At 65.7% G+C, this 14,293-nt stretch carries 15 protein-coding genes; 8 read left to right on the forward strand and 7 right to left on the reverse strand.

Annotated elements, in window-relative coordinates; genetic code table 11:
• The first annotated feature begins 115 nt into the window (after positions 1-115).
• The 5 genes from PSEMAI1_RS0114135 (at position 116) to rraA (ending at position 5,839) form a co-directional block, all read left to right on the forward strand.
• Complete coding sequence (locus PSEMAI1_RS0114135) at positions 116-2,206, forward strand: TonB-dependent siderophore receptor (protein ID WP_024303512.1); 2,091 nt, start codon at positions 116-118, stop codon at positions 2,204-2,206.
• A gap of 112 nt (positions 2,207-2,318) precedes the next feature.
• Positions 2,319-3,032 (forward strand): electron transport complex subunit RsxB, encoded by a 714-nt coding sequence (rsxB, locus tag PSEMAI1_RS0114140; RefSeq protein ID WP_084612705.1) that lies wholly within the window; start codon positions 2,319-2,321, stop codon positions 3,030-3,032.
• On the forward strand, positions 3,029-3,661 hold the full coding sequence (gene nth / locus PSEMAI1_RS0114145) for an endonuclease III (protein ID WP_024303514.1): 633 nt from the start codon (positions 3,029-3,031) through the stop codon (positions 3,659-3,661). The genes rsxB and nth overlap by 4 nt, the downstream gene beginning before the upstream one ends.
• Positions 3,662-3,767: 106 nt before the next feature.
• Positions 3,768-5,240, forward strand: coding sequence for a DegQ family serine endoprotease (locus tag PSEMAI1_RS0114150; protein WP_024303515.1), 1,473 nt, complete (start codon positions 3,768-3,770; stop codon positions 5,238-5,240).
• A gap of 119 nt (positions 5,241-5,359) precedes the next feature.
• Entirely contained in the window at positions 5,360-5,839 is a 480-nt protein-coding gene (gene rraA / locus PSEMAI1_RS0114155) for a ribonuclease E activity regulator RraA (RefSeq protein WP_024303516.1), read from the forward strand.
• 61 nt (positions 5,840-5,900) lie between these two features.
• Here rraA and PSEMAI1_RS0114160 read toward each other — a convergent pair whose 3' ends face one another.
• The 7 genes from PSEMAI1_RS0114160 to pcnB all read right to left on the reverse strand — a co-directional run bounded on the left by PSEMAI1_RS0114160 (position 5,901) and on the right by pcnB (position 11,257).
• Complete coding sequence (locus tag PSEMAI1_RS0114160; RefSeq protein ID WP_024303517.1) at positions 5,901-6,311, reverse strand: GFA family protein; 411 nt, start codon at positions 6,309-6,311, stop codon at positions 5,901-5,903.
• A gap of 313 nt (positions 6,312-6,624) precedes the next feature.
• Positions 6,625-7,005 carry an aspartate 1-decarboxylase gene (panD, locus tag PSEMAI1_RS0114165; protein ID WP_024303518.1) on the reverse strand — a complete coding sequence of 127 codons (381 nt, stop codon included), beginning with the start codon at positions 7,003-7,005 and terminating at the stop codon, positions 6,625-6,627.
• Positions 7,006-7,037: 32 nt separating this feature from the next.
• Positions 7,038-7,871: a pantoate--beta-alanine ligase gene (gene panC, locus PSEMAI1_RS0114170; protein WP_024303519.1), complete on the reverse strand. Its 834-nt coding sequence runs from the start codon at positions 7,869-7,871 to the stop codon at positions 7,038-7,040.
• Between the two features lie 14 nt (positions 7,872-7,885).
• Positions 7,886-8,677 (reverse strand): 3-methyl-2-oxobutanoate hydroxymethyltransferase, encoded by a 792-nt coding sequence (gene panB, locus PSEMAI1_RS0114175; RefSeq protein WP_024303520.1) that lies wholly within the window; start codon positions 8,675-8,677, stop codon positions 7,886-7,888.
• A 79-nt stretch (positions 8,678-8,756) separates the two neighbouring features.
• On the reverse strand, positions 8,757-9,395 hold the full coding sequence (locus tag PSEMAI1_RS0114180) for a deoxynucleoside kinase (protein WP_024303521.1): 639 nt from the start codon (positions 9,393-9,395) through the stop codon (positions 8,757-8,759).
• A gap of 15 nt (positions 9,396-9,410) precedes the next feature.
• Positions 9,411-9,893, reverse strand: coding sequence for a 2-amino-4-hydroxy-6-hydroxymethyldihydropteridine diphosphokinase (gene folK, locus PSEMAI1_RS0114185; protein WP_024303522.1), 483 nt, complete (start codon positions 9,891-9,893; stop codon positions 9,411-9,413).
• Positions 9,890-11,257, reverse strand: coding sequence for a polynucleotide adenylyltransferase PcnB (gene pcnB / locus PSEMAI1_RS0114190; protein WP_024303523.1), 1,368 nt, complete (start codon positions 11,255-11,257; stop codon positions 9,890-9,892). Before pcnB ends, folK begins: the two co-directional genes overlap by 4 nt.
• Before the next feature lie 216 nt (positions 11,258-11,473).
• Between pcnB and PSEMAI1_RS0114195 the strand changes: the two genes are divergently transcribed.
• The 3 genes from PSEMAI1_RS0114195 to PSEMAI1_RS0114205 all read left to right on the forward strand — a co-directional run bounded on the left by PSEMAI1_RS0114195 (position 11,474) and on the right by PSEMAI1_RS0114205 (position 14,293).
• Positions 11,474-12,208: a 3'-5' exonuclease gene (locus PSEMAI1_RS0114195; protein WP_024303524.1), complete on the forward strand. Its 735-nt coding sequence runs from the start codon at positions 11,474-11,476 to the stop codon at positions 12,206-12,208.
• A gap of 287 nt (positions 12,209-12,495) precedes the next feature.
• On the forward strand, positions 12,496-12,810 hold the full coding sequence (locus PSEMAI1_RS0114200) for a hypothetical protein (RefSeq protein WP_024303525.1): 315 nt from the start codon (positions 12,496-12,498) through the stop codon (positions 12,808-12,810).
• Between the two features lie 76 nt (positions 12,811-12,886).
• Positions 12,887-14,293, forward strand: coding sequence for an MATE family efflux transporter (locus PSEMAI1_RS0114205; protein ID WP_024303526.1), 1,407 nt, complete (start codon positions 12,887-12,889; stop codon positions 14,291-14,293).

Consider the following 14,293-nt stretch of genomic DNA (forward strand, 5'->3'; position numbering starts at 1 on the left):
TTGATGCAAGACAACAATTATAATGAGAATCTTTCTCGTTACCTAGCAAAAAACGACCAGTTCCCTCATAAAAAGCGGCTATCACACTCCCTCCGCACTTATAACGATCACCAAAATGACCAAAACCGATACCTCGCTGCTGGCGCTGGGCCTCGCCCTCGCCCTCGCCGCCCCCGCCTATGCCAGCCCGAACGACACCGCCGAACTCGCCGTGGTCGAAGTCAGCGCCGACGCCCCGGCCGGCAACGACTACCAGCCCCGCAACAGCAGCGGCGCCACGCGCAGCCCGGCGCCGCTGATCGAGACGCCGCAGGCGCTCAACGTGGTGCCGCACCAGGTGCTGCAGGACCAGCAGGCCAGCTCGCTTGACGAGGCGCTCGCCAACGTCAGCGGCGTGACCCAGACCAACACCCTGGCCAACACCTGGGACAGCTTCATCCGGCGCGGCTTCGGCAGCCGTGCCGACGGCTCCATCCTGCGCGACGGCGTACGCTCCACCCTGCCGCGCAACTTCAGCGCCACCACCGAGCAGGTGGAAGTGTTGAAAGGCCCGGCCTCGCTGCTGTACGGCATCCAGGAACCGGGCGGCATCATCAACGTCATCACCAAGAAGCCGCAATACCAGCAGGGCGGCAGCGTGACGCTGACCAGTTCCAGCTTCGGTGGCAGCAGCGGCAGTCTCGACCTGACCGGGCCGATCGGCGACAGCGGCCTGGCCTACCGCCTGATCGGCGAACTGGAAGAAACCGACTACTGGCGCAACTTCGGCACCACCCGGCGCAAGCTGATCGCCCCGTCGCTGGCCTGGCGCGACGGCAGCACCCGCGCCCGCGTGGCCTACGAGTACCTCGATTATTCCGTCCCCTACGACCGCGGCACGGTGTTCAGCAACGGCCAGCCCATCGCCATCCCGCGCGAACGCCGCCTGGACGAGGCATGGAACGTGGCGCAAGGCATCGCGCAGAGCGTCACCGCCGAAGTCGAACACGACCTCAACGACAGCTGGCGCGCGCGCTTCAACGCCGGCTGGAACAACCACCGCTACAGCGACAACCAGGCGCGCCCGGTATCCTACAACGCCAGCACCGGCATCCTCACACGCAGCGCCGACGGCAACCGCGCCTTCAACGACACCAACCTGCTCGCCTCGGCCAACCTGCTGGGCGACGTGAACTGGCTGGGGATGCGCCACGAGCTGCTGTTCGGGGTGGACCTGGAGCAGAACCGCGAGAGCAAGGGCGACGCCCTGCGCGGCAGCTCCGTCGGCGGCTTCAACGTGTTCGACCCGGACTACGGCCAACTCGCCTACCCGAGCAAGGTCAATGCCAAAAAGAGCGACGTGCGCAGCAAGGTCGAGACCGAGGCCGTGCTGGTGAAGGACTCGCTGCACCTGAACGAACAGTGGATCGCCGTCGGCGGCCTGCGCTACCAGCATTACCGCCAGAGCGGCGGCGCCGGGCGGCCCTACGTCATCACCGACCAGGCCAGCGGCAACGAGGTGCTGCCACAGGCCGGCGTGGTATACCGGGTGACGCCTGCCGTGTCGCTGTACGCCAACTACAGCGAATCGTTCAAGCCCAATACTTCGGTCAACGAAGGCGGCCCGTTCGAGCCGGAACGCGGCGTGGTGCATGAAGGCGGGGTTAAGTTCGAAACCGGGCGCCTGTCGGCCACCGCTGCGCTCTATCGCATCGACAAGCGCAACGTGCTGGTGACCGAGAACGACGTCTCACGCGCGGTCGGCAAGGTGCGCTCGCAGGGTATCGAGCTCGACGTCAGCGGCAAGCTCACGCGCCAACTGAGCGCCATCGGCAGTTACGCCTATACCGACGCCGAGGTACGGGAAGACCAGGCCGCTTACGTCGGCAAGCAGTTGTTCAACGTCGCCCGCCACACCGCCTCGGCCTTCCTCGCCTACGACCTGACACCGGACAGCGACGGCAACCGCTGGCGCATCGGCGGCGGCGCGCGCTACGTCGGCAAACGCCAGGGCGACGCGCTCAACAGCTTCGCGCTCGACGCCTACACCGTGGCCGACGCCTTCGTCGCCTGGCAGACCCGCTTGGGCGGCAACAAGCTCGACGTCCAGCTCAACGTCAAGAACCTGTTCGACAAGACCTATTACACCTCGACCAGCGGCAGCAACCTGCAAGTCAACGTCGGCGAGCCGCGCGAAGTGGTGCTGCAGACCAAGCTGTCGTTCTGACCAGCGGTAATTGTCGGCATCAACGGCGGCCTTCGCACCGCCGGAGATCCCGGCCGTCACGGCACAGGCATTGAAGCGGAGGCCACGAGCACGGATAATTAACCGTTTTGATGTGGACTCCGACAGCATGCCCGTGATCACTCTCGTCGAACGGATCGACGCCCTTCTGCCCCAGACCCAGTGTGGCCAGTGCGGCCACGCCGGTTGCCGGCCGTATGCCGAGGCGCTGGCGGAAGGACGCGACCCGATCAACCGTTGCCCGCCGGGCGGCGAGGACGGCATCCGGGCGCTGGCGGAGTTGCTCGAACGGCCGGTCATCCCGTTCGCCGCCGACGGCCCGCAGCCCAAGCCGCGCGCGCTGGCCTTCATCCGGGAAGACAGCTGTATCGGCTGTACCCTGTGCATCCAGGCCTGTCCGGTGGACGCCATCGTCGGCGCGGCCAAACAGATGCACACCGTCATCGCGGCCGAATGCACCGGCTGCGAACTGTGCGTCGCCCCCTGTCCGGTGGACTGCATCGATCTGGTGCCGGTGACCGACCCGGACGACGCAAAGCGCGAACAGGTGATGGCGCGCGCCCAGCAGGCGCGCAAACGCTACGAACAACACCAGGCACGCAAGGCGCGCGACCAAGCCGAAAAGGCCCAACGGCTGGCCGAGCGCGCCGCCGTGGCGGCCCCGGCAGCGACTCCGGCCACCACCGGCACGGCCAGTTCGGCACCCCGGTCGTCCGCCGTCGACAAGAACGAACTGATCCGCAAGGCGATGGAGCGCGCGGCCGCCATGCGTGCCGCCAAGGAAGAAGCCGACAAGGACAAGCAGTGAACGCCGCCAAACGCCGCGAAATTTTCCGCCGGCTGCGCGAACTGAATCCGGAACCGCGTACCGAACTGGAATACAGCACGCCGTTCGAACTGCTGATCGCCGTGGTGCTGTCGGCCCAGGCCACCGATGTCGGCGTCAACAAGGCCACGCGCCTGTTGTTCCCCGTCGCCAACACCCCGGCCGCCCTGCTCGCGCTGGGCGAGGAAGGGCTCGCCGAGTACATCAAGACCATCGGTCTCTACCGCACCAAGGCCAAGAACGTCATCGCCACCTGCCGTCTGCTGCTGGAAAAGCACGGCGGCGAGGTGCCGCAAACACGCGTGGAACTGGAAGCCTTGCCCGGCGTCGGCCGCAAGACCGCCAACGTGGTGCTGAACACTGCCTTCGGTCATGCCACCATGGCGGTCGACACCCACATCTTCCGCGTCGCCAACCGGACCAGGCTGGCCCCCGGCAAGGACGTGCGCGAGGTGGAAGACAAGCTGATGAAGGTGGTACCGGCCGAATACCTGGTCGACGCCCACCACTGGCTGATCCTGCACGGCCGCTATATCTGCAAGGCTCGCCGCCCCGAATGCGAGCGCTGTCCCATCGTCGATCTCTGTGAATACCCAGCAAAAACGGTATGATGAAAGCGGGAGAGCGGACTCCAGAGGGCCGGCCGGCGGCGCCAATGCTTGAAAAAACGCCGGACCGACCCGAGCTCCACTCTGTCATAACCAGAAAGGATGTTCCGTGACTCCGTATTTCCGCACCATTGCCAGCGCCGCCCTGGCGGTGACGCTGCTAGCTGGCTGCGACAAGATCGAGCGCCTGTTCAAAGGCGACAACCCCAGCGTCGCCATTCCGGCCCAGAACGACGGGCGGGTGGCCATGCTGTTGCCCGATTTCACCCAACTGGTGGAACGCGACGGCCCGGCCGTGGTGAACATCCAGGCCACCAAGCTCGAAACGGCCACCAGTCAGAACGAACTGCCGTTCCCGATCCCCGAGGACGACCCGCTCTACGACTTCTTCCGCCGCTTCATGCCGAACCAGCCGCCGCAGGAGCAGGCGCCGAGCGAAAGCGTCTCGTACGGCTCCGGCTTCATCATCAGCGACGACGGCTACATCCTGACCAACGCCCACGTCGTGGCCAGCGGCTCGCAGATCAAGGTCATGATGACCGACAAGCGCGAGCTGAAGGCCAAGCTGGTCGGCCTCGACAAGCGCACCGACGTGGCGGTGCTGAAGGTCGACGCCGCCGGCCTGCCGGTGGCCAAGATCGGCGACCCGGCCAAGCTCAAGGTCGGCGAGTGGGTTGCCGCCATCGGCGCCCCGTTCGGCTTCGACAACACCGTCACCGCCGGCATCGTCTCGGCCAAGGGGCGCAGTCTGCCGGACGAGAATTACGTACCGTTCATCCAGACCGACGTGGCGATCAACCCGGGCAACTCCGGCGGTCCGCTGTTCAACCTGCGCGGCGAGGTGGTCGGCATCAATTCGCAGATTTACAGCCGCTCCGGCGGCTTCATGGGCATCTCCTTTGCCATTCCGATCGACATCGCCGTCAACGTGGCCGAGCAGATCAAGGCCAAGGGCAAGGTCAGCCGTGGCCAATTGGGCGTGCACATCCAGGAAGTCAGCCAGGAACTGGCGCAGTCCTTCGGCCTGAAGCAGCCAAACGGTGCGCTGGTGGTACGGATCGAGCCGAATGGCCCGGCGGCCAAGGCCGGGCTGCAGGTCGGCGACATCATCCTGCACCTGAACGGCAAGCTGGTGGAAAACTCCAAGGACCTGCCGATCCTGGTCGGCGGCCTGCAGCCGGGCGCCAAGATCAAGCTCGGCGTGTGGCGCAAGGGGACGGAAAAGGATGTCTCGGTGGTGCTGGGCGAACTGGCCAGCGACGTCGCGACACCGCAGCAATCGCAACAGCCGGAGCCGGCCCCGCAGAGCTTTCAGTTCAACAAGCTGGGCTTGACGCTGACCGAGCTGACCGCCGCCCAGAAGAGCGAACTGGGCCTGCCTGGCGGCCTCTTGATCCAGAAAGCCCAGGGGCCGGCGGCACGCGCCGGGCTGCTGCACGGCGACATCATCATCGGCCTGAACCAGAGCCAGGTGCTCGACGTGAAAGGCTTCGAACGGGCGCTGGCCAACGCCGGGGGCAACATCGCCCTCCTGGTACGGCGGCAGGACAACACCTTGTTCGTACCGCTGCGCCTCGAATGATCCACGACCGCCCCCAGGGGCGGTTTCTTTTTGCCTGTCCTTCCTTCACGGCCACGGAGAAACCGGCCCGAACGACCAGGCCCGGAAAACGACACATCAACACACGACAAGGAGAAATCATGGACTTTCTGACCACCGACCTGAGCGACGCACACGAAGCCGAGGTGCGCGTGCTCGAGCCGATGTTCAAGCGTTTCGGCGCCCACCCGCGCTTCCAGGGACCGATCGAAACGCTCAAGGTGTTCGAGGACAATACCCTGGTACGCGAAGTGCTGACGGAACCGGGCAATGGCCGGGTGCTGGTGGTCGACGGCGGCGGCTCGCGCCGTTGCGCGCTGGTCGGCGACCAGATCGGCGAACTGGCGGTGAAAAACGGCTGGGCTGGCATCGTGGTGTACGGCTGCATCCGCGACTCGGTCGCGCTCGACGCGCTGCCGCTGGGCATCCGCGCCCTGGACACCCACCCGAGAAAGTCGGTCAAGCGCGGCGAGGGCCAGCGCGGCCTGACCATCACTTTCGGCGGTGTCAGCATGAGCCCCGGCGACTGGCTCTACGCCGACGAGGACGGCGTGCTGCTGGCCGATCGCGCACTGATCTGATCCCTCGCCCCCAAAATGGCTATGGCCAACCTTTGCAGGCTGGCCATGGCGTTGGCAACCTTCATTTGCCGGCCTTGGCCCGGGCGTATTGCGGCAACGCCGCCCACGCCTCCGGTTCGACCCACGGCACGTGCTCCTGCCACCAGGTATGGTGCTCAGGCGTGACGAGTTCGGGCTGATCCAGCGTGGCCAGGGTGATGTCGACGCTATGCGGGTCGGCCTCATGGCGGTAAGTCAGCGTCGTTCCGCAATGCGGGCAGAAACCGCGCTCCACCGAGCACGACGAGTGGTAATGCATCAAGGGCTCGCCATGCCACTCCACTTCGCAATCGCGCACCGTGAACCACGTCACGAACAGCGCCCCGCTCGCCTTGCGGCAGCTATGACAGTGGCAGTGCGTGACAAAGCTAGGCTCCCCATACACGCAATAGTAAATGGCCCCACACAGGCAACTGCCTCTCAAATGCGGCATGCGAGCCCTCCCGTTGAGGCATCAAAGCAGGACGATGATCCTGCGCGCAACCGACAACACCCCACCATGTCACTATGGCACCCTGTCGGGAAATTTCAAATCGGCTGCTTGGCGTTTAATTCCAAGAAAATACCCGGAACGCGCAAGCGAAGCCCTCCTGGACAGGTTTTGGCGAAACGAAAACGCAATCTGCCAGACGGAGTGCTGATAGCAAGGGTACGGCCACGCGGGCCCACGACGCCAGACGGGGTTTATTGGCGCCCCAAATGCAAAAGCGGACCGAAGTCCGCTTTTGTCATGGCACCGGCCCTGCTCAGGCGGGCTGAACCGGGGTCGAGCCGGCCAGTTCGGTGATGCGGTTGCTGCCGTCCACGAACACCAGCTTCGGCGCATGATCCTTCAGCTCGGCATCGTCGTAGACCGCGAACGAGGCGATGATCAGCAGGTCCCCCGGCGCCGCGCGGCGCGCGGCCGAACCGTTGACCGAAATCACCCCCGAACCGCGCTCGGCCTTGATGGCGTAGGTGGCGAAGCGCTCGCCGTTGGTGACGTTCCAGATCTGCACTTCCTCGTATTCGCGGATGTCCGCCGCCTCGAGCAGGTTCTCGTCAATGGCGCACGAGCCGATGTAATGCAGTTCGGCGTGGGTGGTGGTCACGCGGTGGAGCTTCGATTTCAACATGCTGCGCTGCATAATTCCATTCCTTGCTAGCAATGACGCCGCGCTCAGCGCAGCACTTCCACATTATCGATCAGGCGGGTCTTGCCCAGGCGCGCCGCGGCCAACACCACCAGCCGCTTCTCGCCGGCATGGGCGATTTCCAGCGTGTCGGCCTGGCGCACTTCGACGTAGTCGACGCGCCAGCCATGCGCCTCGAGGTCCTGCCGCGCCGCCGTCTCCAGGCTGGCATAGTCCTGCTCGCCGGCCAGCAGGCGCTCGCGGATCGCAGCCAAGTGGCGGTACAGGCGCGGCGCCTCGGCGCGCTCCTCGGGGCTCAGATAACCGTTGCGCGACGACAACGCCAAACCATCCTCGGCGCGGCCGGTATCGACCGGCACGATCTCGACCGGCTGGTTGAGGTCGTCGACCATGGCCTTGATCACGTGCAGCTGCTGGTAATCCTTCTTGCCGAAACAGGCCAGGTCGGGCTGCACGATGTTGAACAGCTTGGTCACCACCGTGGCCACGCCGCGGAAGTGGCCAGGGCGGAAGGCACCGCACAGCTCGTTCTGGATATGCGGCGGCTCGACGTTGAAATCCTGGCGGATGCGCGGATACAGCTCCTGCTCGTTCGGGAAGAACAGCACGTCGACACCGGCGTCGCACAGCTTGGCACAGTCGGCGTCGAAGGTGCGCGGATACGCATCGAAATCCTCGCCCTGACCGAACTGCAGGCGGTTGACGAAAATGCTGACCACCACCTTGCCGGCGCGCCGGCGCGCCTCCTTCACCAGCGCCAGATGGCCCTCGTGCAGATTGCCCATGGTGGGCACGAACGCCACCGTGCCGGCCTGGCGACGCCAGGCACGCAGCTCGGCGATGCTACGGATGACTTCCATCTTCTTCTTACACCTCAGAAGCAATGCTCTTCGGCCGGGAACGTGCGCTCCTTGACGGCGGCCACGTAACTCGCCACCGCCGCCTGGATGCTGTCGGCACCGGCCATGAAATTCTTGACGAAACGGGCTTTGCGCCCCGGGTAAACACCGAGGATATCATGCAGCACCAGCACCTGCCCGGAAACATCCACCCCGGCGCCGATGCCGATGGTCGGCACGGCGATGCTCTCGCTCACGCGCCTGGCCAGGGCCGCCGGCACGCACTCCATCAGCACCAGGCTGGCACCGGCCTCGGCCAGGGCCGAGGCGTCGCGCAGGATGCGCTCGGCATCGCTCTCGCTCTTGCCCTGCACCCGGTAGCCGCCGAAGCTGTTGACGAACTGCGGCGTCAGGCCGATGTGCGAGCACACCGGAATGCCGCGCTCGACCAGGAAACGGGTGGTTTCCGCCATGAACGCGCCGCCTTCCACCTTGACCATGTGCGCGCCGGCCTGCATCAGCCGGGCCGCGTTGGCGAAGGCCTGCTGCGGGCTCTCCTGATAGCTGCCGAACGGCATGTCAGCCAGTACCAGCGCCTTCTTGGCGCCGCGCGCCACACAGCGGGTGTGGTACTCCATCTGCTCCATGGTCACCGGCAGCGTCGAATCTTCCCCTTGAACGACCATGCCGAGCGAGTCGCCTACCAGCAACACTTCGACCCCGGCTTCGTCCAGCAGCGTGGCGAAGCTCGTGTCGTAACAGGTGAGCATGCTGATCTTCTGGCCTTCGGCGGCCATCTTGTACAGGGTATTGACGTTGATTTTCACTGTCCTCTTCCTCGTGGCATGGGAAAACAGCCGCCGGCGTGCGCAGCTTGTGGCCGCCCCGCCCGACTGTTCGAGACGATCAGACGCTCTTGTTGAAATAGCTGCGCTGACCGCGCATCTCGCTGATGCAGCGCAACAATAGCTCGAAATCGTCGCTGCCATCAACCAAGTTGAGGTGGTCGGTATTGACGATCAGCAGGGGAGCGGCGTCGTAGCCATGGAAAAACTCGCTGTAGGCGGCATGCACGCGCCTGAGGTAGCCCTCCGGGAAGGCCGGCGACTCGGTCTCTTTGGCGCGATTGGCCACGCGCGACAGCAGCACGTCTTCCGACGCCTGCAGGTAGATCACCAGGTCGGGAACGGGAAACGCCGGCAGCAGGCTGCCGGTGAGGCGCTGGTAGAGCGCGAACTCCTGCTCGTCGAGGTTGACGCGGGCGAACAGGGCGTCCTTCTCGAACAGGAAATCGGACACCAGCGGCGCGGTACGCAAGGGACCGTCCTGCATCTCGGCGGCGAGATCGGCGCGCTGCAGCAGGAACGACAGCTGGGTCGCCAGCCCGTGCTGCTGCGGATTGCGGTAAAAGCGCGTGAGAAAAGGGTTGGCGGCCGGGTCTTCGGCCAGCAGCGACACGCCCCAGTAATTCGCCAGACGGCGCGCCAGCGCCGACTTGCCGGCACCGATCGGGCCTTCCACTACCACGTAACGCAATTGGCTCATGCCAGATCCCTCCGTTTAGCCCGCCAGCCGTTCCACACCCGACGCCTCCAGCCCTGCCAGCAACTGGTCCGCCCGGCCATGCCGGCCCACGGCGAGATCCGGCTGCAATTCGGCGAGCGGCGCCAGCACGAAAGCCCGTTCGTGCATGCGCGGATGCGGCAGCGTCAGACGCTCCGATTCGAGCTCCACGCCCTCCATCATCAGCAGATCGAGGTCGAGCACGCGCGGGGCGTTGCGGAACGAACGCACCCGGCCGAAACGCTCCTCGAGCTGCATCAGGGCATCCAGCAGCGCCAGCGGCGCAAGGTCGGTGTCCAGTTCGGCGACGGCGTTGATGAAGTCAGGCTGGTCAAGATAACCGACCGGAGCGGTGCGGTACAGCGAGGACGCGCGCAACAGGCGCACGCCGGGAACGGTATCGAGCGCCGCCAGGGCGGCCAGGACCTGCTGTTGCGGCTGTTCCAGATTGCTGCCCAGGGCGATGAACGCTCGGCTCACGATTCGACGCCCTGCTCGCCACTTTCACGGCGGCGCTGGCTGGGGCGGCGGCGCTTGCGCTTCTTGGCGGGAGCCCCGTTGGCCGAGCCCTCCTCCCGGGCATTGGCGACCAGTTCCAGGCGTTCATCGTGATCGGCGTGCTGGAAATCGTCCCACCACTGCACCAAGCTCGCCGGCACCTCGCCGGCCTGGGCACGCAGCGACAGGAAATCGAAAGCGGCGCGGAAGCGCGGTTGTTCGAGGAAGCGGAACGGGCGCTGGCCGCTGCGGTTCTCGAAGCGCGGCTGCTGTACCCAGATCTCGCGCATGGTGGCGCTGAAGCGGCGCGGGATGGCGAATTCGTTGTCCTGCAGCGACTCCACTTCGGCGATCGCGTCGAACAAGGCCTGCACCGGCCGCTCGCCACTCTTGAGCCGTGCCGTCCACTGCTGCGACACCTGGCGCCACAGCAGGGTCGCCAGCAGGAAGCCGACCGACACCGGCTTGTCCTCGCGGATGCGCTCATCGGTGCTCTGCAGGCCCAGTTGCAGGAACTGGTCGTCGCCGCGCTCATCGAGTACGGCGTCGAGCAGCGGGAACACGCCGCGCGACAAGCCCTCCTCGCGCAGCTTGCACAGACAGGAATAAGCCTGGCCGGACATCAGGAGCTTGAGCATTTCGTCGAACAGGCGTGCCGGTGGCTCCTTCTTCAGCAGATGGGCATGGGCGCGGATCGGCTTGCGGGTGTTCTCGTCGATCTCGAAATTCAGCTTGGCCGCCAGGCGCACGGCGCGCAGCATGCGCACCGGGTCTTCCTGGTAACGGCGCGCCGGCTGGCCGATCATGACCAGCTTGCGCGCCTGCAGATCCTTCACCCCGTGGTGATAGTCGATGATGGACTCGTCGGACGGATCGTAGAACAGGGCATTGACGGTGAAGTCGCGGCGATGGGCATCCTCTTCCTGGCTGCCGTAGGAGTTGTCGGCCATGATGCGGCCGGTCTCGTTGGTATCGTCGATGCTGCCGCCACGGAAAGTGGTGACCTCGATCGTTTCCGGGCCGACCATCACGTGCACGATCTTGAAGCGGCGGCCGATGATGCGCGAGCGGCGGAACAGGTGGTGCACCTGCTCCGGCGTGGCGCTGGTGGCCACGTCGAAGTCCTTGGGATTGACACCCAGCAAGAGATCGCGCACCGCCCCCCCCACCACGTACGCCGTGAAACCGGCCTCCTGCAGGCGCGAGGTCACTTTCAGCGCCGCCTGGCTGAGCCGGTCGCGCCGCACTCCGTGTTGGGAAAGAGGAATAACGCGCGGTTTGACGCGACGCTTGCCTACTACGCCAGCGGGCAGCTCGAGTACTCGTCGAATTAGCTTGCGGATCATCGGGGAAATGGTGAGAGAGTATGGGATACGCCGAAAAGCGTAGCATTCAAGGGGCCGATTATAGCCTGAAACAACGCGGAAAACACACCGCAAACGACGACGGGCCAAGGACGGACGGGGCGACTCCGGGCAAGGCGGGGTCGCGGACACGATTGCCCTGGCCGCCCCTGCCCCCTAGAATTCAGCCATTTCCCACTGCCGCAAGGCCCGGCCTCCGTGACCCCCGTACTCGCTTTCGCCATCGCCACCGTCCCCGACGTGGCCGGCATCCGCACCCTTTATGGCTTCGCCGCCGACATCGCCGACCACGACGTGGCCGAGTTCGCCCTGCAACGCCAGCGCGCCCGCACCGGCGGCGACGGCCTGCCGCATCACCTGCAGCGCATCGTCGCCGTATCCTGCCTGCTGCAGCAGGGGGACGAGATCACCTGCCGCTCGTCCGGTGCGGTAGGCGCCAATGAAGCCGCGCTGCTGCAGCTCCTGTTCGACACGGTGGCGCAGCATTCCCCCTGCGTCACCAGCTGGAGTGGCGAAGCGTTCGCCCACCCTGTCTTGCGCTATCGCGCCCTGATCAACGGCGTGCCCCTGCCACGCCACTGGCAGCCGGACGACGCCGGGTGCATCGGTCGGCGCGGCCTGGTGCCGCTGCCGTACGCTGCCGTGCCGCTCGACGAGATGGCCCGGCTATGCGGCCTGCCCGCCCAGCCAACGCAGGACAGCGAGAGCACTTGGCGGGTCTACCGGGCCGGCCGGATCGACGAGATCCGGGCCCGTTGCGACGTCGAAGCACTCACCACCAGCCTGCTGTTCCTGCGTTCCCGCCTGGTGCACGGCGCGCTGAGCACCGACGAGTACCGTCATGCCGTCGAGCGCGTGCGCGACTGGGTCGGCCAGCAAAGCGAACCGCACTGGCGCGACTTTCTCGCCGCCTGGCCATTGGTGACAGCTTGACAGCCCCCGTGCCCACGGGTAGTCTTTTTGCATGCGCCGATTTGATACAGCTTGCGGGGCGCCGATAAATTCCAGCTAAAGCGTGCGACCAAACCCGCTTTAGCCTATCGGCAAGCGGGTTTTTGTTTGCCCGCCCCTCCCCCGCCCGCGTAGCGATCAGCCATACCGTAATACAGCAATACAGCGCCGAGTTAATGACAACTTGCAGGGCGCTCAAAAATCCTGCTAAAGCGTCGCCTGGCATGGGTTCCGGGCACGCCACAGCGCCCAACCTGAAGGAATATGCCATGTACGACTGCCAGAACGACAACTGCCGCGACTTCGCCTACGACGACAGCCACATCGCCTCCTCGCTTACCGCCTCCCAGCCCGCACTCAAAGGCACCTTGGTAGCCAGCGCCCCCCACGCCGATCATCTGGCCACACTGGAGCAACTCTCCTTGTTCGCCCGCCAGCGCGGCTACGCCTCGCAGCAGAAGGAGAGCCGGCTGGAGCTGGCCGGCGTCACCCTGCCCGATGCGCTCGCCATCAACGCCCGCTTCGGCGGCGCCCTCGTCATCAGTTGCGACCTGCGCCGCCATCCGCCGGCCCGTTTTGCTTAACTCGGTGTCTCGCCGCTGTAAAGACGACCGGCAAGGATGACCGTATACTGAACGGCTTTCATCCCTCGGTCTCGTCATGTTCTTTGGACTGAGCCGGGAGCCGCGCGCCAGGATCGTCGCGGAATCCCGGCAGATTCTCGCCCTGGCGCTGCCCATCATGGTGGCGCAAGTCGCCCACGTGGCGATGGGCTTCGTCGATACCGTGATGTCCGGCCGCGTCAGCACCAACGACCTGGCCGCGGTATCGCTCGGCTCCAGCGTCTTTATCACCGTCTACGTCACGCTGATCGGCATCGCCACCGCGCTCAACCCGCTCATCGCCCACCTGTTCGGCGCCGGCGAGCGCGAGGAGATCGGCGAGACGGTACGCCAGGGGCTGTGGTTCTGCCTGTTCCTCGGCCTTATCGGCAGCGCGCTGATGATCTTCGGCCAACCCTGGCTGCGCGACTGGCTGACGCTGTCCAGCGACGTCGAGGACAAGGTGATGCTGTTTCTCGACGGCGTCGCGCTCGGCATGCCGGCAGCGATGATGCAGCGCGCGCTGCACGCCTTCGCCTCCAGCCTCAACAAGCCCCGGCCGATCATGCTGGTCGGCGTGGCAGCGCTGCTGCTCAACATCCCGCTCAACTACGCGCTGATCCACGGCCTGTACGGTCTGCCGGCGATGGGCGGCGCCGGCTGCGGCTGGGCCACCGCCGCCGCGCTGTGGTTCAACCTGCTGGCACTGTTGGGCTACATCGTGCGCCATCCCCATTTCCAGCCCTACGCCTTCACGCACCGCTGGAGCTGGCCAGACTGGTCGCGCTACGGCGCCATGCTGAAGCTGGGGCTGCCGATCGGCCTCTCGTTCTTCTTCGAGGTCAGCCTGTTCTCGTTCATCGCCTTCCTGGTCGCCAAGCTCGGCACCACGGTGGTGGCCAGCCACCAGGCGGTGATCAACGTCAGCAGCATCATCTACATGCTGCCGCAAAGCATCTCCACCGCGATGTCGGTGCGCGTCGGCCAGGCGGTCGGCGCCGGCGACTACCACCAGGCGCGCTTCACCGCCGGCACCGGCCTGTTGACCGGCCTGGTGCTGGCCGGGCTGACCATGCTGCTGATGCTGGCGCTGCGCGAAGACATCATCCGTCTCTACACCACCGACCCCGAGGTGATCCGCATCGGCGCCGGCCTGCTGTTCTTCGCCGCGGTGTTCCAGCTAACCGACGCCACCCAGAGCATCTCTTCCGGCGCCTTGCGCGGCTACAAGATCACCACCGGGCCGATGATCATCCACGTGGTGTCGTTCTGGGGGCTGGGCCTGGGGCTCGGCATGGTGCTGGGACTGTCCGACTGGCCGCTGCCCTTCCTTGCCCTGCCCATGGGCATCGAGGGTTTCTGGGCGGCGCTGGTATTCAGCCTGAGCGTGGCGGCGGTTTTGCTGGTAGGCTACCTGTCGCGCGAAAGTCGCCGCCGCCTGGTCCGTCAACATACCGAAAGCTGA

The sequence above is a fragment of the Pseudogulbenkiania sp. MAI-1 genome (assembly GCF_000527175.1).
GTDB lineage: Bacteria > Pseudomonadota > Gammaproteobacteria > Burkholderiales > Chromobacteriaceae > Pseudogulbenkiania.

Bases quoted from the DNA above. Each gene is read 5' to 3' on its own strand.
- PSEMAI1_RS0114135 (WP_024303512.1), top strand. From the start codon at position 116: ATGACCAAAACCGATACCTCGCTGCTGGCGCTGGGCCTCGCCCTCGCC.
- rraA (WP_024303516.1), top strand. From the start codon at position 5,360: ATGGACTTTCTGACCACCGACCTGAGCGACGCACACGAAGCCGAGGTG.
- PSEMAI1_RS0114160 (WP_024303517.1), bottom strand. From the start codon at position 6,311: ATGCCGCATTTGAGAGGCAGTTGCCTGTGTGGGGCCATTTACTATTGC.
- panD (WP_024303518.1), bottom strand. From the start codon at position 7,005: ATGCAGCGCAGCATGTTGAAATCGAAGCTCCACCGCGTGACCACCACC.
- panC (WP_024303519.1), bottom strand. From the start codon at position 7,871: ATGGAAGTCATCCGTAGCATCGCCGAGCTGCGTGCCTGGCGTCGCCAG.
- PSEMAI1_RS0114180 (WP_024303521.1), bottom strand. From the start codon at position 9,395: ATGAGCCAATTGCGTTACGTGGTAGTGGAAGGCCCGATCGGTGCCGGC.
- pcnB (WP_024303523.1), bottom strand. From the start codon at position 11,257: ATGATCCGCAAGCTAATTCGACGAGTACTCGAGCTGCCCGCTGGCGTA.
- PSEMAI1_RS0114200 (WP_024303525.1), top strand. From the start codon at position 12,496: ATGTACGACTGCCAGAACGACAACTGCCGCGACTTCGCCTACGACGAC.
- PSEMAI1_RS0114205 (WP_024303526.1), top strand. From the start codon at position 12,887: ATGTTCTTTGGACTGAGCCGGGAGCCGCGCGCCAGGATCGTCGCGGAA.